Source organism: Pirellulales bacterium, assembly GCA_035656635.1.
Classification (GTDB): Bacteria; Planctomycetota; Planctomycetia; order Pirellulales; family JADZDJ01; genus DATJYL01.
The window spans coordinates 1-20,859 of record DASRSD010000005.1; the positions used below are offsets into that span (position 1 = coordinate 1).

A 20,859-nucleotide genomic window follows, 5' to 3' on the forward strand; every position below is an offset into this window, starting at 1 on the left:
CGCCGGGAGCAACTTCGGCTTCAACTTCGTCGATGCCAAGTTTTTGAGCTACCGCTTGGGCCGTAGTGCGACTATCGCCGGTGAGCATCACAATGCGTACGCCATCGGCATGCAGCGCCGCAATTGCCTCTGGGGTACTCGCCTTGATGGGATCGGCCACCCCTAGCAAACCTTTCAGTTGTCCATCTACGGCAACGAACATCACCGTTTGGCCATCGCGCCGGAGCGCTTCGGCACGCTCCAATTGCTGTGGCGGCATCACGATTTTCAAATCCTCCAACAGCTTCGCATTGCCGAGGGCGACTTCTTGAGCCTCGATTTTTCCAATCACGCCTTTACCGGTAATAGATCGAAAGTTTTCGACCTCGGGCAGCACCAGCTGTTTTTCTTTCGCGCCGGCGACAATTGCCGCAGCCAAGGGATGCTCGCTGGCCTTTTCCAGCGCAGCGGCCAACCGTAGGAATTTGGAATGGTCGTTTCCATGAGCAGAACCGGCGATTGAGGGTTCCACCGTAATTAGCCGTGGCTTGCCTTCGGTCAGAGTGCCGGTCTTATCGACGACCAACACATCAACTTTTTCCAACATTTCCAATGCTTCGGCATTTTTCACGAGCACACCGGCCAGCGCGCCGCGGCCTGTACCCACCATGATTGCCATTGGCGTGGCCAAACCGAGGGCACAAGGACACGCGATAATTAACACCGCCACCGCATTGACCACTGCGTACGCCAAGCGTGGTTCCGGTCCCACAATCAACCAAATGGCAAAGGCCAGAATTGCCACAACGATTACTGCCGGCACAAACCATGCGGCAACCACGTCCGCCAACCGCTGGATCGGAGCCCGGCTACGCTGGGCTTGGCTAACCATGCGCACAATTTGGGCCAGCAATGTTTCGCTGCCCACCCGCTGGGCTTGCATCACGAGTGAGCCGGTACCGTTGACTGTGCCGCCGGTGACGTGATCGCCGGGTTGCTTTTCCACAGGAAGAGGCTCGCCGGTGATCATCGATTCATCCACGCTGCTAGCGCCTTCCAGCACCTCGCCGTCGACCGGCACTTTTTCGCCCGGCCGTACTCGCAATCGATCCTGGGGTTGCACCTGGTCCAACGGCACATCGTGTTCGCTGCCATCGGCATTGATTCGCCGGGCATTTTTAGGCGCTAATCCCAACAAAGCGCGCAGGGCACTAGAAGTTTGCCCGCGCGAACGCAATTCCAGGACTTGACCCAAAAGCACCAGCGTGATGATCACGGCTGCCGCTTCAAAGTACACCTCGACTTGCCCACTGTGCCCGCGCAGCGATTCGGGAAATAAATTCGGTACGAAAGTAGCGACCACACTGAAACCGTAAGCCGCGCCGGTTCCCATGGCAATCAGCGTAAACATGTTGGGCGAGCGATGCACAATCGATTGCCAGCCGCGCTGAAAAAACGGCAAACCCGCCCACAGCACGACCGGCGTGGCTAGCGCGAATTCGACCCATCGCAGTGTGGTCGCACCCATCCAACTTTGTACCGGCATTCCAGGAAGCATGTCGAGCATGGCCAGGACCAGCAGCGGGCCGCTAAACGCCAAACTAATCCAAAAGCGGCGCGACATCTCGACCAGTTCCGGGTTTGCTTCTTCCGCGCCCGTTATGGTTTGCGGTTCCAGCGCCATTCCGCAAATCGGGCAATTGCCAGACTGATCGCGCACAATCTGCGGATGCATGGGACAAACCCATTGAGTGCGCGCCGCCGGAATTGCGGGCTGCTTTGGTTCAAGCGTCGGTTTGTCCGGCGACAACACTTTCAACTGCGGCCCAGATGCAACCGGCACAGAAGATAAATACCCCTCCGGCTGCGCTTGGAACTTTTTCAAGCAACCAGGACTGCAAAAATAATACGTGTGACCCTGGTATTCAAAATGGCCTGCCGCGCGGGCCGGATCAACGAGCATGCCACACACAGGATCACGAGCTTTGGCCAGCCCCGAAGCAGGTGCAGGAAGGTGTTGATGCTCAGAGCTGATTTTTTTCATTGGTCAACTCCACCAGCCGCGTAAGCAAATGTTGTGCAGCGCCCGAATTAATCGCTTGGTGCGCCATTTGGACGCCCTCGGGCAATGAGCCTGCCTTGCCAGAGATCCATAATGCGGCGGCAGCATTGGCGGCTACAATCTCGCGCGCCGGACCAGTTTCTCCTGCTAGCAACCGTTGGATTAAATTTGCACTTTGCCCACTATCTTCTACGATCAACGGTTCGAGCGAAACTGCCGGAGGCAAGCCGAAATCGGCCGCAGTCCAGCGGAGTTCATTCAGTGTGCCGTCGTGGACGACCTCTGTAACATGGGTTTCGCCGGCCAGGGTCACTTCGCCCAATTCGCCGTCGCCGCTAACGACCACGGAATGTTGCGTCCCCAAACGGGCCAAAGCTTTCGCCATGGTTTGGCGCAACTCCGCCCGGCCAACACCGAGTAATTGAAACGGCGCACCGGCAGGGTTACATAAGGGTCCCAGCAAATTGAAGATGGTTGGCACACCCAAGCGGCGGCGAACATCCGCCACACGCTTCATCGTCGGATGCATCAGTGGTGCAAAACAAAAACAAATGCCCAACTCGTCCAGGCAACGCTCAACGCAGGGCACATCGGCGGCAACGTTTACCCCCAAAGCAGCCAGCACGTCGGCGGAGCCAGTGCAGCTGGTTACCGCGCGATTGCCGTGCTTTGCGACCGGCACGCCAGCAGCAGCCGTAACCAAGGCGGCCGTCGTGCTAATGTTGAACAATCGAGAGCCTACACCGCCGGTGCCACACGTATCGATCACAGTACGATGTCGAGTGCGGATCGGCAGCATGTGCTTGCGAAGCGAAAGGGCCGCGCCGGCAATTTCTTCCACGGTTTCGCCCTTGGCACGCAAGGCTGTTAGAAGCAGGGCGATTTGCTCTTCCGGCAATTGCCCCTCCATGACCGCGTCGAAAACAGCGGTTGTTTCTGGCTGAGCCAGGTTTTCTCCGGCCGCCAAACGACCGAGTGCGGCAGTAATCATATGGTTGCGCTGCGTAGAAGGATGGGTCCAAAAATTCTATCGCCCCGCAGCAATTGGGGAATGGGGAGTTGAGAAAATCAATGCATTCCTCGCGAAAATATCAGACGTTCTTCGCTGCTGGAATATGAAAGCGGCTTGGGTTAGGATCGAGGCCACTTGCAGCACCGTTTGCACATGAATTGAATTGGAAGGTCCAATGCTGATCTATCGCCCGATCATTGGTGTCGTCGCCCTGAGCGTCTGGGCTGCCAGCGTGGCGGCGGGTGCCCAAGAGTGGACGCGATTTCGAGGCCCAAACGGACAGGGACAAAGCGATTCGGCTGCGACCATCCCCATCACCTGGACCGAAAGCGACTACAACTGGAAGGCGCCATTACCGGGCGTTGGGCATTCGTCGCCGGTCATTTGGGGCGATCAGGTGTTTATCACCTGCGCTGAGCCAGACACCGCCGCACGGCACGTGCTGTGTTTGAATACCGCCACAGGCCAAAAATTGTGGCAGCGAGATTTTCCTGGAGCTAAATATCACGTCCACACGCAAAATAACTTTGCCGTCAGCACGCCCGCTTTGGATGCGCAGCGCATTTATTTGGCCTGGGCTTCCGCCGATAAGTTCACGCTGCAGGCGTTAACGCATGCAGGCGATTCCGTCTGGGAAATCGATTTGGGGCCATTTGTCAGCCAGCACGGTTTTGGCACATCGCCGATCGTGGTGGACGATGAGGTAATTATCACCGACGATCAAGAAGGCGATCAGCGGTTCCTCCTTGCCGTCGACTCAGCCACGGGACAAGAACGTTGGAAAATTCCCCGCAAGTATGCCGATAACCGACAGAACGCTTCCTATGCCACCCCTTGCATTTTGGAAACAAAGGCTGGACGCGAATTGATCGTGTGCAGTTGGGCATACGGCATTACCAGCCACGATTTGAAAACCGGAGCCGTAAATTGGGAAGCGCCCGTGTTCAAACTGCGACCGGTGGGTTCCCCCGTCTTGGCTGACGGTTTGATTCTTGCCAACTGCGGCGAGGGGCAAGAAGGCAAAGGAAATAACATGGTCGTGGCCATCAAGCCCGGGAGCAAAGAGGGTGCCCCATATGAATTGGCGTACAGCATCCCCAAATCGTCGGCTCCGTATGTGACCACCATTTGCACCGCAGGCGATTTGGCTTTCTTGTGGGGCGACGGCGGAATTGTCAGTTGCATTGATGTACCAACCGGCAAGATTCACTGGCGTCAACGAGTGGGGGGAATTTTTTATGGTTCGCCGGTGCGAGTGGGCGATCGCATTTATTGCATTTCGCTCGATGGCGACGTCGTGGTGCTCGCCGCCTCGTCGGAATATAAACTGCTGGCCCGCAACCCGCTGGGCGAAGGCAGCCAGGCAACGCCCGCCATTGCGGATGGCAAAATGTACCTGCGCACCCTGTCGCATCTGATTTCGATCGGCGGAAAATAAATTATCTTATTCGCCCGGTGCTGCGATGCCGAGAAAGCTGTATTTCTTAGATGTTTGGTCAGACCGAGTGCAACTACAAAAAAACGCTGCGCAGCATAGAATTTGAGTGATGACACCCACTACCGCCGCTGAACGCCGCCGCTTGGAATCATTGCCGCGCGCAGAGTTGGAGCAATATCAACTGCGACGGTTGAACGCATTACTAAACCAGGCATTGCCGTCCAACCAGTTTTATGCGCAAAAATTGGCGCGGATGAAACAGCCCATCGAGTCGCTGGCAGAATTCGCGCAGTGGCCATTCACATTCAAAGAAGAGTTGATGGGTCCGGCAAGCGGGGGCGACACTGCGAACAATCACACGTGGCCGCGGGAACGGTATTCGCGCTTTCATCAAACTTCCGGCGCCAGCGGGCGACCGATGGTGGTGCTCGATATGCCGGAAGATTGGCAATGGGTGCTGGAATGTTGGCAATACGTGCTGGATGCGGCGGGCGTGGATTCCGGCGATCGAGTGCTGATGGCCTTTTCGTTTGGTCCGCACATCGGGTTCTGGGGCGCTTATGAAGCATTTTGCCAGCGGGGAGCGCTGGTCATTCCCACCGGCGGCATGAACTCGCTGCAACGCTTGGAATTGGTCCGACACAACGAGCCCACCGTGGTGTGTTGTACCCCTAGCTATGCGCTGCATTTGGCTGAAGTGGCGGGACAGCACGATATTGATATTGCGCAATGCGGCGTGCGAATATTGGTTTTGGCAGGCGAGCCCGGTGGATCGGTGCCCGCCGTCCGCGGCAGATTGGAACAATTGTGGAATGCCCAGGTGCATGACCATTGCGGGGCAACGGAAGTAGGTCCCTGGGGCTTTGGAGAACCGCATGGTCAAGGGCTACATGTGATTGAGTCCGAATATATTGCCGAGTTCTTATCCTTGGCGACCGGTGGACCGGCCGAGGATGGCGAGGAAGCGGAGTTGGTGATCACAAACTTGGGTCGGATTGGATGCCCGGTGTTGCGCTACCGCACGGGCGACGTCGTGCGCCCCACCTGGCTGCACTCGGAAGCCAATCGATTTGTGTTCCTCGCTGGCGGTGTGCTGGGCCGGAACGACGACATGCTGGTGGTTCGCGGCGTCAATGTGTTTCCCAGCAGCATCGACCATATTTTGCGAAGCTTTCCGGAAGTGGTGGAGTACCGGGCCACGGTTTACAAAGTTTCGGAGATGGATCGCTTGCGGATCGAAATTGAAGATCGCCTGGAGCAGCCGGATCGAATTTTGCAGGAATTCAAACTACGGATTGGCCTGCGTGTAGAAGTGGAATCAGTTCCACTGGGTTCTTTGCCCCGATTTGAAGGCAAGGGAAAGCGATTTATTGATAACCGGGAACTGCCACGATGAGCTCCATGTCACCCCAGCCGATCCAGCTCTCTCGCTCGGGCGACAATGCAATCGTAATTCATTGGAGCGATGGCGGACTGCGTCAGTATTCGTTCCGCGAATTGCGCGATGCTTGTCCCTGTGCCACCTGCCGCGAGAAGCGCTCTGCGGTTCCGGAAGCGGCGAATCTCTTGCCGGTGTTGTCGGCATCGGAAGCTCGACCACTGCAAATTGCCAAGATGGAGCCGGTGGGTAATTATGCTTACTCCATCGAATTCAGCGACGGTCACAACACGGGCATTTACACGTTGGACCTGCTCCGGCAACTCGGCCACGAGGCTCCCGGCAAATCGGCCTGAGGTTTACCAGCAACCCAGCGAATCAATCGCAGCCGGCGCATTCACATCAAGCTGCCCGACTGCGGATCCACGCCCACGCCTTTGGTCAATTCGATAAGCGCGTCCATCACGCTCAGTAGTGCGCTGGGATCCAGCATTTCGCTTTCCTCGTCTCCCTCGTTGTCGGAAACCTGTTCGAAGTGCAGAATATCGAACTTCGCATCGCACTGACCAAGCTGCGCAAGTTTCGGACGATCCGAGGCATCAATGTTGCCTTTCATGTCGCGCTGCAGTTCATCCACTTGGTCCGAGACTTCCTCGCCCGACACATAGCTGATGTCCATGGCAGCATAATCTTGCGGAGAGCGGAGCGAAACGGAATCGAAATGGCCAGCGTCATCCGCCTCGCCGTTGCTCAGTTCAAATCGGGGATTAATTTTCAGTAAGCGGCGCTTAACCTGTTCCAGCATGGGCCGCCGCGCAGAATCAAATAGCACAAAATAAGTTTCGCGCCATTTAAAATCGTGATTTTCGAAAGTAGACATCGTTGATTTCTTAATTGTCACTCAGCCGTGCGATGGTCTCCTGCGCAATCTCCGCGCCGCAAGGCTGCATTACTGAGGCTCTTCCCATTCTTCATCTTCGCCCCCTACGCTCCCCTGCCACTGTTCCAAGGCATTCAACACCGCATCACGCTCCTCACGCTTGGCCCAGACCGATTCGCCCTGTTCCAGGCGAATTTCGTAGTTGCCTTCCTGCGTGCAATCGTCATGACCGCAAAAGTGTGGAACTGCCGCAATCCACACAATCCGGTACAAGGGAATATGTTTGTCGTCGACGATACAAAAGATGGACATAATTCACTTTGTCAATATATACGCTTCAGTTATCCGTTCGCCAATTCCGTCGCGCGACGGGCGGCAGCTTCCACAGCGGAAATTAATGCGCCTCGCACGCCGTGGTTTTCCAATACATGTAAGCCTGCAATCGTGGTGCCGCCCGGACTTGCCACGCGGTCTTTCAGCACTCCGGGATGATCTCCCGTGGAGAGGACCATTTGTGCTGCCCCTTTCATGGTCTGAGCAGCAAGTTTCAGTGCGACGTCACGAGTCAGCCCCAGTCGCACGCCGCCGTCGGCTAGGGCCTCAATCATCAGATATACAAAGGCTGGACCCGAGCCCGACAAGCCGGTGACGGCGTCCAACAGTTTTTCTTCCACCTGAATCGCTAACCCCACGGAACCGAATAATTGTGCCACTAGTTCGGCGTCTGCTTTGTTCGTGGCCGGTCCCAGGCAGTACGCACTTGCACTTTGGCCCACTAAACATGGCGTGTTGGGCATCACGCGCACGAGCCGACACTCCCCCAGGACTTCTGCGAGCGATTGCAAACGGATGCCGGTGACAATCGAAATGACTAATTTTTCATTTCCCAAGGCGCCATGCAGTTCTGCCAGCGCCGCCTTTGCTTGCTGCGGTTTAACCGCCAGCACAACTATATCGCATCGACGGGCGACAATCGTATTGTCCGAAGCGATGCTGCAATCCGGAAGTACCCGCTGAAATTCTGCGAGTGCATCCGCCAGCGGATCGGCCGCCACAATTTGCCTCTCAGCTAGCAAACCGGCAGTGGTAAATCCGCGCGCCATGGCCCGAGCCATTTGTCCTGCGCCAATGAAACCAATGGTTTGCTTCAACATACAAAAAGGCTTTCCGGCCGTATGGCGTATCCGGGATCGCTTATGGCTTGCCGCAGGGTCTATCGCTGCTAGCGTGCTTCTTGCAATGCTACGTTACGCGGCAGAAACCGACAACCGGAAGCAAAACTGGGTTGCAAGAACAATTCTGAAAATGCGAGGGCGGTTCCCCCGACTGATACAGTCGGGCTATCTGCCAATGGTCTCCCGACCCTAAATTCCCCGGCAAATACGTCTGGACCAAAAGCACCGTTTTTGCGACACTTCGCGACCTTTTCAGACTGTCCAGCTGGCGAAATCCGTCGAGAGAAATCAACCCTGAGCGGTCTGCGCCTGACCAGACACTTTTCCAATTCGTCAATCGCGCCCGATGCTCAATCCGGAAAGTATCTGCAGCCCATTGTGCGGAATCGTCCGAAAAATTTAAAGCTTACAACAATCAACCATATCACGGAGGTCTCAGACCATGTCGAAGCGTCGCATGTTAGGCGCCGGGTGCCTATTGGCAATTTTGAGTATAGGCATTCCAGCTTATGCCCAAGGAGTGAGCTGGCTACCATCCGCTTCCAGCTCGAAGCAAGAGGCTTCGGCCGATGCTGCTCAGGGTGTACAAAAAGACGATTCGCAATTGACGGTTGTGAACGCCAGTCCAGATGACAACGCTTCGATTGTCGACACCGCCGCCAAAAAGAAGAAAAAATCATTCTGGGATAACAAAGTCTTTCACCCGACACAGTGGTTTTCTAAGAAAAAGTAAACCCAAAAGACATTAGGCGAAGGTATGTTCCGGATGGAAAGATTTATCAGGGCGTTGGTTATTCTGATCTTCACCGTGGCGCTGACCGCTGCCACCGGCTGTAGTCTGTTCCAACCCCAACAGCCGAAAAAGCCGCTCACCGTTGAAGACTGGATGCTTCAACCACGCATACAGCCCTAAATGCCGTACTGATCGATCGAATTCGATGCACGGCATTGCTCCGTCGGAAATTTCTTATTCGCACAAACAATTACAGCTCCGTTTGACAATGGGGGTGTACCGCAGGATCTTCCAGAGCATGAAATCAAATTGCTTCTTCTTATGTTGGCTGGGACTCGTGGTACCGCTTGCCGCCGGCTGCACTAGCAACCAACGCCCAACAGCTGCGATCCCCAAACCCAGTCACGCCGCAGCGGTTGCCAACGATTTCCCCACTCCGATGCCAACAGGCGTTCCCGCCGGATCGGCCACAAAGTAAACGAAGATTGGCACTTACGGGGACGGCGGCTATTCAAAAAGTGCGAATCGCCCTTCGCTATCTTCTCAGGTCAGCGTATTTTTGCTATGAATATGGTTTGTAAAGCAGACCCGTAGGACTGTCGGCAGCACACGAAATTTTTCCGGAATTGGATGCCGAAAGAACGCTGCACCCACCATCGTTGCTCTACCCCACGAGTTGTCAGTCCTCCGCTCGTCTGCTAGATCGTGTGTGTTCCTTATAGTTTGGCCGCTGGCAAGATTCGCTGAGAATTGGCGGCCGTTTATTCGGTTCTTCGGTGCGTGGCCATGAATCGTACTTTGCATTGGCGATTTTTGCACTCGGCCCTGCCCGTACTAGGCATTGCCGTTTTGTTGTGCATCAGCGGCACCGTAACGTGCAGCTCCACTGTGCATGCTGAGACCGCCACGCCTCCTTCCTCCACGGCATCGGCCGCCGAGCTCACTCCTCGTGATTTACACGTTTGGGGGCGTTTCGATCCGGGCACGTGGAAGCAGGTTCGCGTGATTACCGATGCTTTGAACAGCCGTGGCGAAGTGGTCGACACCACCACCACAGAAATTAAAACCACGCTGCTCCGCGCCGATGCCAAACGTCTCACGTTGCGAATCGAGGCCATCGTGGAAGTTGGCGGCCGCCGGTTCGAAAGCCCGGCGCAAATTGTCGAATATGGCTACTACGGCGAGTCGCCTAACCAGCCGGCCGAACTCAAATCGCTGGGTTCGGAACCGCTCACGGTCGATGGCCGGCAAGTTTCCTGCCGCATTCAACAGCTTGTGGCCAACACCGGGCACGATAAGGAAATCACGCAGTTTTTCCTATCGGACGACGTGGAACCTTATGTGCTGAAGCGCGAAACGCGAATTTTTACTGCCGACGGCAAATCGCCGCAGGATCCGCAAACCACCGTCGAGGTGATCGCGCTGGATATGCCTTACAAAGTGCTCCACGAAATGAAATCGACCGCCTACGAACGTACCATTCAGCGCAGCGACCATGGCGCGAATGTTACGCTCGATGTCACTTCCGTCGACGTGCCCGGCGGCATTGTGGCTCGCACGTCGAAAGAATTCGACAGCGAAGGCCGGCTGGTCCGTCGCAGCACGTTGGAACTGGTCGACTATCGGGTGGTCGACAATGACGACGACAACGCCGACAATTCCAGCGGGGACAAGAACAACCCCCAAAATCTCACTCGCCGGCAAGTCAAACGGGCCCGCAAGCATTCTTAGGCCCATGCCCGTTGCTGATGGATCGATGGCGCAATGGAAGACCGCTTCGAGTTGCAACGTTTTTTGAATGCGCAACAGGACGTTTATCCACAAGTCGTGGAAGAACTGCAGTCTGGCGAAAAGCGCAGTCATTGGATGTGGTTCATTTTTCCCCAAATCAAGGGCCTGGGCCGCAGCCCGACGGCGCAAAAATTTGCCATTGCTTCTCAGGCCGAAGCACAAGCTTATGCGGCCCATGCGGTGCTGGGCACACGGCTGCGAGAGTGTACCGGGTTGGTCATCAACATCGACCGCCGCTCCATCGAGCAGATATTTCCGTATCCCGACAATCTAAAGTTCCATTCCTGCATGACGCTGTTCATGGTCGCTGCTGCCGAAAACGCGCTGTTTGTCGGCGCCATCGACAAGTATTTTGTCGGCAGGCCGGACGACCATACACTGGCCATCTTGAGGTGCGGTTAGTAGTTGCGCCGTAGCACATCGACAATCGTATCGGTCCGTTGACCTGCGACGAGCAGCCGAATGCGATCGCCGAGCCTTCTGGGGCATCGTCTGGGCCTAGGATGAAACGGAATTTTTCGCCTCGGAAATTCAAAGCCAGATTGCTTTGAAACTTGCAGTCCAACTTTCCGGCGACTGTTTTTTTGTCACCAATTAGGCCTTCTTATTTTCCACCATTTTTCCACTTGAATTGGGCCACGCTCAAAAATCGGTCCGAGAAATCTCGGCGATTTTTGCAATTCTCCGTCGCCACAAAAAAATCCAATCGGAAATTATCGCGGCACTGCTGGTGACAATTTTCACGTCTGGTTGTTTTTCTCAATTGTCAAAGATCAATCTCGCCGCTTGCTGGAAATCCCAGCTCGACGACCAGAGGCTAGCTCTGCAGCGGCATTGTACCAAATAAGTGGCCTAATTTTTCGGCAGAAAATCTGTGCAAGCGGAGTCGTGGCGATTCAATAACTGCAAGGGTTGTTGGCGAGAAAATCAAGCACTGCTGCGACCATTCGCCAAAGACACACGGAGCCCAGAAGTGCACAGGCGATTGTGTTAACACAACGTTTAACATGTAGCGGCGGAAATAGAAGTGGCGGCGAAGCGCGGCGGTTAATCCCCGGCGAGAGGCCGGGGCTAAGCTGCGGCTCGAAATGGAAGGCCGGCATGAGCGACGGAAAAAGTCATGCGCTGCGTTCCAGGTTTTGGCTTTGGTTCAGTTTGTTGTAGAGCGTTTTCAAACTGATGCCGAGTTCTTCTGCGGTTTTGGGCTTGTTGCCGGCGTTGCGTTCCAGGGCCTGGTAAATGGCTTGCATTTCCAGGTCGCGCAGCGAAATGGGAGCCGGTGCCCTCACCCCTGAACCGTCTCCCGCAAGGGGCGAGGGGAGACTGCTTGCTGTCGCGCCCGGCTCGGAGGCGCCCCTCATCCCCGGCGCTTCGTTTTCGACGCGACTGCCGCCCTGCGCCGCTCGACGCCCGTCGAGCATGCTCGTTTGCTGGGGAGAAGGGAGAGAAGCATGGTCGGATTTTTGCCCGTGAGCGCTGTCGATGCGCAGGCGGCGGGCGCCGAACTGTTCCGGCAAGTGTTCGCTGGAGATCGGCAACTCGTCGCACAGAATGGAAGCATGCTCCACCACGTTGGCCAGCTCGCGCACGTTGCCGGGCCAATCGTGGTGTTGCAGCTTTTCAATCGCTTCTGGCGTGAAGGCCGGATCGCTGGACCGCAGATGCGGGCGCAGCCGCTTCAGTAAGTGCAGAGCAAGTAAAGGCACATCGGCAAGACGCTGGCGGAGCGGGGCCAGTTGAATTTCAAACGTGTTCACGCGGAACATCAGGTCTTGGCGGAAATCGCCCTGCGAAACCATTTCGTCCAGGCGGCGATGGGTGGCGCAAACCACACGCACGTCGACGGTGAGCGATTGGTTTTCGCCCACGCGGCGAATTTCGCCGCTTTCCAGCACACGCAGCAGCTTGGCTTGCATGGGTTTGGGAAGTTCGCCAATTTCGTCCAGAAACAGCGTGCCGCCATCGGCGACTTCGAACAGGCCCACGCGGTGCTCGTCGGCGCCGGTGAAGCTGCCTTTGCGGTGGCCGAACAGTTCGCTTTCGATCAGGCTTTCCGGCAGAGCGCCGCAGTTGATGGCCACGAAGGGCATTTCGGCCCGGGCGCTTTGATCGTGCACGGCGCGGGCGACCAACTCCTTGCCGGTGCCGGTTTCGCCGGTGATAAGAACGGTGGAATCGGTGGGGGCGACTTTGGCGATCAGCGTTTTCACTCGTTCGATTTCCGGCGAATTGCCGATGAGCTGCGAAGTGCCTTCGACCGATTCCAGACGTCGTTTGAGTGCCCGGAATTTGTGGGTGAGCTCGCGCTTTTGGATGACGCGGTTCAGCAGCGATTCGATTTCCACTAGCTTGCACGGCTTGGTGAGATAATCGAACGCTCCATGACGCAAGGCAGCCACGGCCGATTCCAACGACGATTTGCCAGTCAGGACCACGGCTTCGGTATCGGGCGAGAGCTCCTTACATTTGCCGATAACTTGGATGCCGGTGAGGCCGGGCATATCGAGATCGACGATGATGCAATCGTAGGTGTTGCGCTCCAGCGCGGCCACGGCGGTGAGACCATCGGGACAGACGGTGACTTCGTGGCCCATGCGATCCAGCTCGATGCGCATGAGTTCCTGGAGCGAGCGTTCGTCATCGGCGAATAGCAACTTCAATCGTTTACGCGGCTTGATAGCGATGATGCGGCTCCTTGTGTGGACGGCCAGTCGGAAAGTATTTAAGCGAGTTCGTTGTTAAGCTATGCTGCGAGTTGCTTCTTGGCTCCCGCCGACTGAGCGCTCGGCGGCAAATGGTTGAGCGGCGATTTTTTGGCTTCTGACAAGGGAAGCGTGACGTGAAATTGTGAGCCGCGGCCGGGACCCGCGCTAACGGCTTCGATCTGTCCGCCATGCTCGCTGACAATGCGATAGACGATGGAAAGGCCCAGGCCAGTGCCTTGACCGCCGCGCTTGCGGGTGAAGAACGGCTCGAACAGGTGCTTAAGCACTTCACTGGTCATGCCGCAGCCATCGTCAGTGAAAATCATTTCCGCGAAGTCTGGCTTGCGGGTCAGTTGGATGGTAAGCGTGCCGCCGGCATCGACGCTGTCGAGTGCATTGGTGACAAGGTTGAGCACCACCTGTTTGATTTCTTGAGCGTTCACCGGAGCGAAGACGCCTTCGCCCGCATTGAATTCGATTTTTCGGTTTTGGTATTTGCCGACATGGCGGACCATATCGATGACGCCTTGGATCAGCTCGCGCAGGTCGGTGCTTTGGCGTTTGACTTCGCCCAGGCGAGAAAAATCGAGCAGCTTCTCCGTAATTTCCTTGCAGCGGAAGGCCTCGGTCTGAATCATTTTTAGGTACCGCTGCACGACCTGGACTTGGTCGTTGCCGACAGGGCACATTTCCATCAGCCGGCCTTCCAGCGACTCGGCGCATAAGGCAATTGAAGCCAGCGGATTGTTGATTTCATGAGCCACGCCGGCCGCGAGGAAGCCCACGCTGGCCAGTTGCTCGCTGCGGACGACTTGCTTGGTGCGGAGTTGGACCTGGCGATCGAGATCGTCACGGATGGTGCAGAAGCGGGTGGTCATGTCGTTCATGGCGGCGCTGAGCTCGGCCATTTCGTCGTGCGACTCCAACTGGATGCGATAGTTAAAATCGCCGGCGGCAACAATGCGCGAGCCTTTTACCAGCAGTCGCAAGGGACGAAAAATCCAGCGGTAGCCCAAGCGAATGAACACGGCCACAAACACCGTGGCAGCGATCGCGCAGATCCAAGCGAGAATGATCCAAGCGCGATAGCGGGAGTGGACTTCGTCCTTGAGCTCTTGCATGCGCTCCTGAAGAAAGCTGGGGAGCTTGGCAACCAGAAATTGCAAATCCGCCAAATCGATTTTGACGTTATCGGTGTGCGGCGTGCGATACGATTCGGCGTTGTCGGCGGCTGCATCCGACTTAGGGATGTCGTATTGGATGGCGACGCTATGTTCGTCGCCTCCATCGTTTTGGGCCAGCGGCTTGTTGCGATACCAATCGTTCTCGGCCGTTTCTTTTTCGACATTCGCCAGCAGATGCTTGACTTGGGCCAATGCCACAAACTCCTGGCTGGCGTCGCCTAAGCGAAATTCGGAGCGCTCGGTTTCCTTGAGTGCGTTCTCGTAATCTTGTGCCGTAGCCTGTGCCTTGGAAAACTCGTGCCGGAAATCGTCGCTGAGCTGCTGTTCCGAAACCGTGGGCAATTCCAATTGCGGATAGCGGCCCAAAAACTCCAGATTGGCTAGAAAGACGCGCAAATTACTGACTCGTTCCGACAGAGCCGTAGCCGGCGGCAATTCGCGAGCGCGACTGCTGATGCTGCGCACTAGCTCGCGATAGGCATAGGTGCCCTGGAAGCTGCTAGTGGACATCGTAAGCATGATGACCAGCAGCAAGGCAATGCCTAACAACAATTTGTTCCGGATGGGCCACCGAGACAACACGCGCGACCTCCTTGTCGCTGGATGTCGAGAGATGCTAGCAGCTTCACAACATGCTGGCGTCGTGAGGCGGGGCGGAAAGTGTAGCAAATGATGCCGCGTGACAGAAGGCATTCTTTATGGCGATCTTTCCGACCTAGAAAGCTTTCGCGATTTCCTGTTTTATAGGTTTATCGGGAGTCGAAATGAGTATACGGAGCGGAATGTAACGGCTACCGCCACGGCGGTCTTGCCGCTATCACGCAACGCCGCTATTCTATTGCTCAATTCTAGTGCTTTCATTGCATCGGTGGCATCGAATGAACATGGCCAAGGAGACAGGTTTTCAAGCTTGGGCCGCACGATCGCGCGGATGGATCGGCGTTTTTGTATTAGTGCCATTTAGCATTTTGGTTTTGTTGTCTACCCCACGATCTTTGGAAGGTAGTTGGGAAGACTTCATCTTTGACCAAGTGGCGTGGATGATGTTTTTCGCAGGCGCCGCTTTTCGCTGGTGGTCGACGCTGTACATTGGCGGTCGAAAAACCGCGAGCTTAATCCAAGAAGGTCCGTATTCGCTGTGCCGTAATCCACTTTACGTCGGCACATTCTTGATGGTGCTTTCGGTAGCGATTTTTTTAGAAAGCTTGACGTTTGCGCTGGGGTTGGTGTTGGCAAGCGGGATCTATCTTTTCACCACGGTGCCTGTTGAAGAAAGGCGCTTGCACCAATGCTTTGGGGAAGAATATGCAAGCTACTGCCGAAAGGTGCCCCGATTTGTGCCGCAACTGAGCAGCTTTCGCAGTGCGGCAACCATTGAAGTACGCATCGGCGGTTTATTTTCTGAAGCCATTCGGGCTGCCCGCTGGATTTGGATTCCCATTCTGTGCCTTTTGATTGTGCAATTGAGGTCACAGCCCAACTGGCCGCATCTGCTGCGATTGCCGTAAAAACCGGCCTTCGGCCTAAAAAGCAGTTTCTGCTAATGTTGATAAACTCGTCGCATGCACTGCGCACCCAGTAAGGCCAATATCACATTACCTGCCCATACGCTCCAGCATGGTACTGCGCCTGATTTTGCTTTCGAAACGCCTAACACGAGAAGCGGGTAATAACAAAGCAAGATTGGTAGAAAGCAGACAAAAAAACTGCTGAGAAAGTCGGCATTTCGCATGTAAATGGCCAGCGGCACGCCCAACAGCACGAAGCCCAAGCAGCTAAAGCCGTTGGCCCAGCGGCGATAAGGTTCCATGTTTAACCGGTAAAGCCGTTGCTGGGCTTCGTTCAATTCTGACGAATCGGTAGTCCAGGAAGCATTCGCCAAGCTGGAAAAATCGCCGCTAATGAGTTGGTAAGCGGCCTTTGCAGCGAGTTGTTGCTGAAGCGATTGAATACGACTTACCTGATTAATTTTTTCTTGGGGGATGACATTCATCGGTAAATAAGAGGGACTGCTGCCACCACCGTTTTTGCGGCTCGCTTCGCTCAAAGGAATTGCTTGCTCCCAGCTTGGCAGCTCGAGCTGCCCGTCGCCAATTTCCACCGTGCAGTTGGTGCAGGAAATGTTAAGAACCTGGGCCGCCAAATCGGTTCTCATCGTGGCTTCGTCACAAATGATGGTTCGGGTAGGTTGATCGCCATCTCCCTGCAGCGTGATGGTAGGATGAATTAAGCGCTTGCCAACGACATCGGCGACATTGATGAAAAACTGCTTAGCGCTATAGGAATGTTGTTGTCGCAAACGACCGTACGCAATTTCTTCAACCCCATCAATCACCACGCGTGCGGCGCCGTTGTATCCCCAGGAAACGGCCACATCGTTCAACCACACGGCCCAAAGGCTAATAACAAATGCCAAAATGAAAGCCGGCCATAACAACACCAAGGGAGAAATGCCACTGGCTTTGACCGCGATAATTTCATTCGTTGACGACATCCGTCCGAATACATTGCAGCTGGCAAACAAAATCGTAGCTGGCACGGCAAAGCGTAGGGCGTCCGGCAACACGAAAGGTATCAGCAGAATAATTTGTTTGACGCCTAACCCCTCGAGATAGGCTTCTTTTACCAAGCCGACCAGCAAAAAAAACAGCGTCATCCCGGCAAGCGATACCAGGAAGACCTTGAGCAGCTCGATCAAAACATAGCGCGTTAGAATTCGCATGACAGGTGAGTAAATGTAGCGATTTCCGGGAATCGCGGAAATGACAATTCTTCCGCCGCGGAGATTTTGCCCGATCGAAACAGAGAAATTCGCCCCAGCGAATGATTATTTCCAGCCGGTTGAGAACTAACTGCTTTCAGTAGAAGGCCGCGGCTGGTAGCTTCCAGTTCGCACGTGTGCTTGCTGATTGCGCAACTCATTCATCATCAGGCGCAGTGCAGTAGAAAACTCGCGGACGGCCAGCGGATAATTGCGAGCGTCGAATGCTTGCTTGCCAATCAGCGCTCGCGAGTTAAATTCGTCCCAGTTCACTGCCCACTGCTCTTCCGTCGCAGCATCTCGTAATTGCTCAATCATGGACAACAGTTCCCGCACAACTTCTTCGGTGGGAGAACAATCGGAAGTAGCATGCGGGCCAGTGCCCAGCCGAATTCCGGCCGGAAGGTAGCGAGTTTCTTGTTCTTGTGGCGAAATTCGAAGTAGCAAACCGACCACGCCCAAAGCAATTCCAACCAAGATCGCGCATAAAGCCGGAATACTTAACTGGGCCGCGCCCAAGAGGACCGCCAGCAGAAAACAAACAGCAGACGCCAACCACAGTTTTTGAAGCGGGGGGGCCGGAGATATTGAGGCAGATTGGTCGGACAAAGCGAACGGCTTAACTTGCCATCCGCCGGCGGGCGTCAGGGTTGTATTTTTGACACGGATGACAATTGCCGTAACATTGTCGGGCCCGCCGCGCAAGTTGGCGATGTCGACCATCACCTGCGCGACTTCTGCCAAAGGCAACGATTGCAAAAAAGCTCCAATTTCCGAGTCAGATACTTGCCCGGTCAATCCATCGCTGCAGAGCAAAAATATGTCGCCTGCTTCTAACGGGTAGGGACCTTCCAAATCGACCCTTACATCAGCGTGCGGGCCTAACGATCGCGTGATGATATTTTTTGGCACGAAGCCCGGCAGGGCGCTTTTGGGAACCTGTCCTGCGGCCGACATTTCCCAAACCAGACTGTGATCGAATGTAAGCTGTTCGAGTTGATGACCGCGCATTCGATACACTCGGCTGTCGCCCACGTGGGCTACCAATGCTCCTTGAGGAAGCAGCAGCAGCGCACTGGCGGTAGTTCCCATGCCCTGAAAATCCGGATTCGCTTGGCCACGACCATGAATTTGACCGTTGACCTCCTCAATGCTTTTTCGAATGGCGTCCGGGGCGGAAAGATCGTGGTATTTAAGGTACGTGTGCGGAATGCCTTCTGCGGCCATTTCGCTGGCGAGTTCCCCAGCGGCATGCGCACCCATGCCGTCACAAACTACAAACAGGTGACCGCGGCGAAGCCAACTTTCCATGTCCGGCGCGAGAACTTCGGTATGTGCATCCTGGTTGTTTGCGCGTCGCATTCCGACATCGGATATTGCGACGTATTCCAGGCAATCATTCCAGGTTGCTACCGAGGCCATGCGCGAGCCTTATCAATAGTTTTCAGGGCCGTTACCAAGCACCTCAGAAGCACGCGAATAATTCCCCGGGCATGAAGTTGTTTCTAATCGAGTTGGGCCTTCAATTGCCTGCAATCAACCCGATCAAGAACCACTTGTTATGCTAGCATCATATCCAGCTTGCGCAGATGTCACAAAGATTTATTCTAACTTGAAATCGGGCATCATAGTAGTGATTGCGGCGATGGTTTCAGGCCTTTGCCGGCAGGCACGAATTGGGCTGGCTGTTGCTGGACCGCGCCGCTTATACTTCTTCGCTTTTCTCTTGTCTCAGCCTTCCTCGCTCTATTCCTGTGTGATCGTGGCATGTCGGTTTTCCGCTATCTAAATTGCTTTTGCCGCTTGAGCTTTACGCTGCTGCTGTTCGCAATCACAGCGAATCTAGTGGGTTGTGTCGAGCGGCGAATGACCATTCGCAGTGCTCCCCCCGGGGCTGAGGTGTACGTCGACGATTATTTAATCGGCACCACGCCCGTTTCGACGGGCTACACATTTTACGGCACGCGTAAAATCCGGTTGGTTAAGAATGGTTACGAAACGCTGACGGTTTATCAGCCCATGCCGGCGCCTTGGTATGATGTGTTTGGCGCGGATTTTTTCAGCGAGAATTTATGGCCGGGAAAGATTCGTGACGAGCGCAGCTTCGATTACCAGATGAATCCACTGGTAATGGTGCCTACCGAGGAATTAAGAAGTCGCGCCGAGCAACTACGCAGCGCCAGTATTATGCAAGCCGCAGCCGAGTCACCGGTGATAGCTTCGCCGCCGGGAATCGCACCGTCAATGCCGCCTGCGGTAGGATCGCCAACTTTAACCCCGACGCCGGAGAATTTGCCGCCGCCGGCGAACGCCACGCCAATCGGACCGCTTTATCCATCGACAGCGGGGCCGCAAGCCTTGCCGGCGACGAGTCCTCCGGGAAACTTTGGGCCGCCGGGCAACTATCCGCCACCGGGCGGTTATGGCCTGCCGAGTAATTCAATACCGGGCACCTATCCTGTCCCTAATGCGTATCCGGCGCCGAGTGTGGCGCCCAGCAATGGGCCGTTATTCAATCAGCCTGTGGTGCCTCCGGGCTGGCGACCGATTGGAGAAGCCCAGACGCCGCTGCAACGCTGAACAATCATCAAGGCACCGCTGAGTGCTGAGCGATGAACGAAGAAATACATCTCGCCGCACAACAGTTGTTCATTCTTGAGAGTGGATCGTTTTACTTTATTCCTGGGCCAGGACTGATCGCGTCAGTAACAATCACACCGGGATGACGAGCCACCTTGTCGGTGATGACGTTCACATTGCAGATGATAGGTTCCAACTCACGGGTCAAGCGGTTTACATTCGTGGCGGCTTGACTAAGGTTGTTATACAACTCGGGATTGTTCACGAGTTGGCCCAGGGAACCTTCCTTGCTATTCAGCGCTCGGCTGAATTTGTTGAATTGGGTAAGTAAAGATTCCAATTGCTCCACGCTGCGAGCAATGTTGGTGATCATGCCTTCGCCCTGTTCGTCCATTGCTTTCGTAACCGTTTGTATATTCTGGAGGTTGTCGTTGGCCAAAGCGATGGTCTTTTGCATGCCATTGATCGTGTCTCGGGTTTCTCCCAAAAGTTTAGGCATTTCGCCAATCGTTTGCTTCAAATCACGTTTCAGCTTCTCATCTCCCACGACGTCATTGATGTCTCGCAGCGATTTTTGGAATAACTGCATGGTCTGATCCGTGTCTTCGATGATCTTGGCGAATTGTTGCCGATTGTTCCCGAGCACGTCGTTCAGGTTTTTAGCTAGCTTTCCCACTTCTGTGCCAGCGACGGTTAATGATTCCGCTGCGCGGCTTAAATTTCCTTCGATATTGGCAAATGCCTGCAACGGATCGGTGGCGACCATGCCCGCCAGCAGATCGCCAGATTGAATACGAACGCGCTGGGTCACTTTTTGTGGGCCGGGCACAAATTCCAACCGAGCGTCTCCCAGCAGGCTTTGCTTAATCTGCACGGCTTCGTCACGGTACAGCTCGATTTCGCCGTCAATGCTGGCCGTGATGAGCACCTGATTATCTGGAGCAAACTGCACCTTGGTCACCTTGCCGATGTGAATGCCACTTTTTTCGATCGGAGTATCTCGCGAGACGCCAGGGGCCGATGCGAACTTAATGTAGACCACGTAAGTGCCGCGCAAAAGCGCCGGCGCTTCGCCGAAAAGCAGCATCAGAATTCCCGTGATGATCAGTGCGGCCAGCACCGTAACACCCACGCGGAACTGTACGACGCGTTCGTCCATGATGTAGTTACAGGATCAGTAC

General features: G+C 55.3%; 18 protein-coding genes. 8 read left to right on the plus strand and 10 right to left on the minus strand.

Annotated features, from left to right (window positions below):
* Positions 1 to 2,023 (minus strand): heavy metal translocating P-type ATPase (locus tag VFE46_00310; GenBank protein HZZ26416.1); only part of this gene is annotated, 2,023 nt, incomplete at its 3' end.
* Complete coding sequence (gene trpD, locus VFE46_00315) at positions 2,004 to 3,032, minus strand: anthranilate phosphoribosyltransferase (GenBank protein ID HZZ26417.1); 1,029 nt, start codon at positions 3,030 to 3,032, stop codon at positions 2,004 to 2,006. The genes trpD and VFE46_00310, both read right to left, overlap by 20 nt.
* Before the next feature lie 196 nt (positions 3,033 to 3,228).
* On the opposite strand from trpD, the gene VFE46_00320 reads away from it, so the two are divergent.
* The 3 genes from VFE46_00320 (at position 3,229) to VFE46_00330 (ending at position 6,225) form a co-directional block, all read left to right on the plus strand.
* Positions 3,229 to 4,491: a PQQ-binding-like beta-propeller repeat protein gene (locus tag VFE46_00320; GenBank protein HZZ26418.1), complete on the plus strand. Its 1,263-nt coding sequence runs from the start codon at positions 3,229 to 3,231 to the stop codon at positions 4,489 to 4,491.
* Between the two features lie 109 nt (positions 4,492 to 4,600).
* Positions 4,601 to 5,887 (plus strand): AMP-binding protein, encoded by a 1,287-nt coding sequence (locus tag VFE46_00325; protein ID HZZ26419.1) that lies wholly within the window; start codon positions 4,601 to 4,603, stop codon positions 5,885 to 5,887.
* The gene (locus VFE46_00330; protein HZZ26420.1) at positions 5,884 to 6,225 is read left to right on the plus strand and encodes a DUF971 domain-containing protein; all 342 of its coding nucleotides are present in this window, start codon (positions 5,884 to 5,886) and stop codon (positions 6,223 to 6,225) included. Before VFE46_00325 ends, VFE46_00330 begins: the two co-directional genes overlap by 4 nt.
* Positions 6,226 to 6,266: 41 nt before the next feature.
* Here the strand turns inward: VFE46_00330 and VFE46_00335 are convergent, their stop codons facing one another.
* The 3 genes from VFE46_00335 to proC form a co-directional block, all read right to left on the minus strand.
* Positions 6,267 to 6,749, minus strand: coding sequence for a hypothetical protein (locus VFE46_00335; protein HZZ26421.1), 483 nt, complete (start codon positions 6,747 to 6,749; stop codon positions 6,267 to 6,269).
* A gap of 69 nt (positions 6,750 to 6,818) precedes the next feature.
* Entirely contained in the window at positions 6,819 to 7,061 is a 243-nt protein-coding gene (locus VFE46_00340) for a hypothetical protein (protein ID HZZ26422.1), read from the minus strand.
* A 29-nt stretch (positions 7,062 to 7,090) separates the two neighbouring features.
* The gene (gene proC / locus VFE46_00345) at positions 7,091 to 7,903 is read right to left on the minus strand and encodes a pyrroline-5-carboxylate reductase (GenBank protein ID HZZ26423.1); all 813 of its coding nucleotides are present in this window, start codon (positions 7,901 to 7,903) and stop codon (positions 7,091 to 7,093) included.
* A 463-nt stretch (positions 7,904 to 8,366) separates the two neighbouring features.
* On the opposite strand from proC, the gene VFE46_00350 reads away from it, so the two are divergent.
* The 3 genes from VFE46_00350 (at position 8,367) to VFE46_00360 (ending at position 10,850) form a co-directional block, all read left to right on the plus strand.
* Positions 8,367 to 8,657, plus strand: a complete 291-nt coding sequence (locus tag VFE46_00350) for a hypothetical protein (protein ID HZZ26424.1) — start codon at positions 8,367 to 8,369, stop codon at positions 8,655 to 8,657.
* Between the two features lie 786 nt (positions 8,658 to 9,443).
* Positions 9,444 to 10,388 (plus strand): hypothetical protein, encoded by a 945-nt coding sequence (locus tag VFE46_00355; protein ID HZZ26425.1) that lies wholly within the window; start codon positions 9,444 to 9,446, stop codon positions 10,386 to 10,388.
* A 33-nt stretch (positions 10,389 to 10,421) separates the two neighbouring features.
* Entirely contained in the window at positions 10,422 to 10,850 is a 429-nt protein-coding gene (locus VFE46_00360) for a DUF1810 domain-containing protein (protein HZZ26426.1), read from the plus strand.
* 716 nt (positions 10,851 to 11,566) lie between these two features.
* Here the strand turns inward: VFE46_00360 and VFE46_00365 are convergent.
* On the minus strand, positions 11,567 to 13,108 hold the full coding sequence (locus tag VFE46_00365; protein ID HZZ26427.1) for a sigma-54 dependent transcriptional regulator: 1,542 nt from the start codon (positions 13,106 to 13,108) through the stop codon (positions 11,567 to 11,569).
* Between the two features lie 83 nt (positions 13,109 to 13,191).
* A complete protein-coding gene (locus tag VFE46_00370; GenBank protein HZZ26428.1) occupies positions 13,192 to 14,919 on the minus strand; it encodes a HAMP domain-containing sensor histidine kinase in 1,728 nt (575 codons plus the stop codon).
* Positions 14,920 to 15,314: 395 nt separating this feature from the next.
* Between VFE46_00370 and VFE46_00375 the strand changes: the two genes are divergently transcribed.
* Positions 15,315 to 15,845: an isoprenylcysteine carboxylmethyltransferase family protein gene (locus VFE46_00375; GenBank protein HZZ26429.1), complete on the plus strand. Its 531-nt coding sequence runs from the start codon at positions 15,315 to 15,317 to the stop codon at positions 15,843 to 15,845.
* Between the two features lie 32 nt (positions 15,846 to 15,877).
* On the opposite strand, the gene VFE46_00380 is transcribed toward VFE46_00375, so the two are convergent.
* Both VFE46_00380 and VFE46_00385 read right to left on the minus strand, forming a co-directional pair.
* Positions 15,878 to 17,059, minus strand: coding sequence for an LptF/LptG family permease (locus VFE46_00380; protein ID HZZ26430.1), 1,182 nt, complete (start codon positions 17,057 to 17,059; stop codon positions 15,878 to 15,880).
* Positions 17,060 to 17,185: 126 nt separating this feature from the next.
* Entirely contained in the window at positions 17,186 to 18,460 is a 1,275-nt protein-coding gene (locus tag VFE46_00385; GenBank protein ID HZZ26431.1) for a protein phosphatase 2C domain-containing protein, read from the minus strand.
* Positions 18,461 to 18,964: 504 nt separating this feature from the next.
* Here VFE46_00385 and VFE46_00390 point away from each other — a divergent pair.
* Positions 18,965 to 19,678, plus strand: coding sequence for a PEGA domain-containing protein (locus VFE46_00390; protein HZZ26432.1), 714 nt, complete (start codon positions 18,965 to 18,967; stop codon positions 19,676 to 19,678).
* Between the two features lie 91 nt (positions 19,679 to 19,769).
* Here VFE46_00390 and VFE46_00395 read toward each other — a convergent pair whose 3' ends face one another.
* Positions 19,770 to 20,837: an MlaD family protein gene (locus tag VFE46_00395; protein ID HZZ26433.1), complete on the minus strand. Its 1,068-nt coding sequence runs from the start codon at positions 20,835 to 20,837 to the stop codon at positions 19,770 to 19,772.
* Between the last annotated feature and the right edge of the window lie 22 nt (positions 20,838 to 20,859).

Excerpts from the sequence above, each read along its gene's own strand:
- trpD (HZZ26417.1), bottom strand. The coding sequence starts at position 3,032 with ATGATTACTGCCGCACTCGGTCGTTTGGCGGCCGGAGAAAACCTGGCT.
- VFE46_00320 (HZZ26418.1), top strand. The coding sequence starts at position 3,229 with ATGCTGATCTATCGCCCGATCATTGGTGTCGTCGCCCTGAGCGTCTGG.
- VFE46_00325 (HZZ26419.1), top strand. The coding sequence starts at position 4,601 with ATGACACCCACTACCGCCGCTGAACGCCGCCGCTTGGAATCATTGCCG.
- VFE46_00330 (HZZ26420.1), top strand. The coding sequence starts at position 5,884 with ATGAGCTCCATGTCACCCCAGCCGATCCAGCTCTCTCGCTCGGGCGAC.
- VFE46_00335 (HZZ26421.1), bottom strand. The coding sequence starts at position 6,749 with ATGTCTACTTTCGAAAATCACGATTTTAAATGGCGCGAAACTTATTTT.
- VFE46_00340 (HZZ26422.1), bottom strand. The coding sequence starts at position 7,061 with ATGTCCATCTTTTGTATCGTCGACGACAAACATATTCCCTTGTACCGG.
- proC (HZZ26423.1), bottom strand. The coding sequence starts at position 7,903 with ATGTTGAAGCAAACCATTGGTTTCATTGGCGCAGGACAAATGGCTCGG.
- VFE46_00350 (HZZ26424.1), top strand. The coding sequence starts at position 8,367 with ATGTCGAAGCGTCGCATGTTAGGCGCCGGGTGCCTATTGGCAATTTTG.
- VFE46_00355 (HZZ26425.1), top strand. The coding sequence starts at position 9,444 with ATGAATCGTACTTTGCATTGGCGATTTTTGCACTCGGCCCTGCCCGTA.
- VFE46_00360 (HZZ26426.1), top strand. The coding sequence starts at position 10,422 with ATGGAAGACCGCTTCGAGTTGCAACGTTTTTTGAATGCGCAACAGGAC.
- VFE46_00380 (HZZ26430.1), bottom strand. The coding sequence starts at position 17,059 with ATGCGAATTCTAACGCGCTATGTTTTGATCGAGCTGCTCAAGGTCTTC.
- VFE46_00385 (HZZ26431.1), bottom strand. The coding sequence starts at position 18,460 with ATGCGACGCGCAAACAACCAGGATGCACATACCGAAGTTCTCGCGCCG.
- VFE46_00390 (HZZ26432.1), top strand. The coding sequence starts at position 18,965 with ATGACCATTCGCAGTGCTCCCCCCGGGGCTGAGGTGTACGTCGACGAT.
- VFE46_00395 (HZZ26433.1), bottom strand. The coding sequence starts at position 20,837 with ATGGACGAACGCGTCGTACAGTTCCGCGTGGGTGTTACGGTGCTGGCC.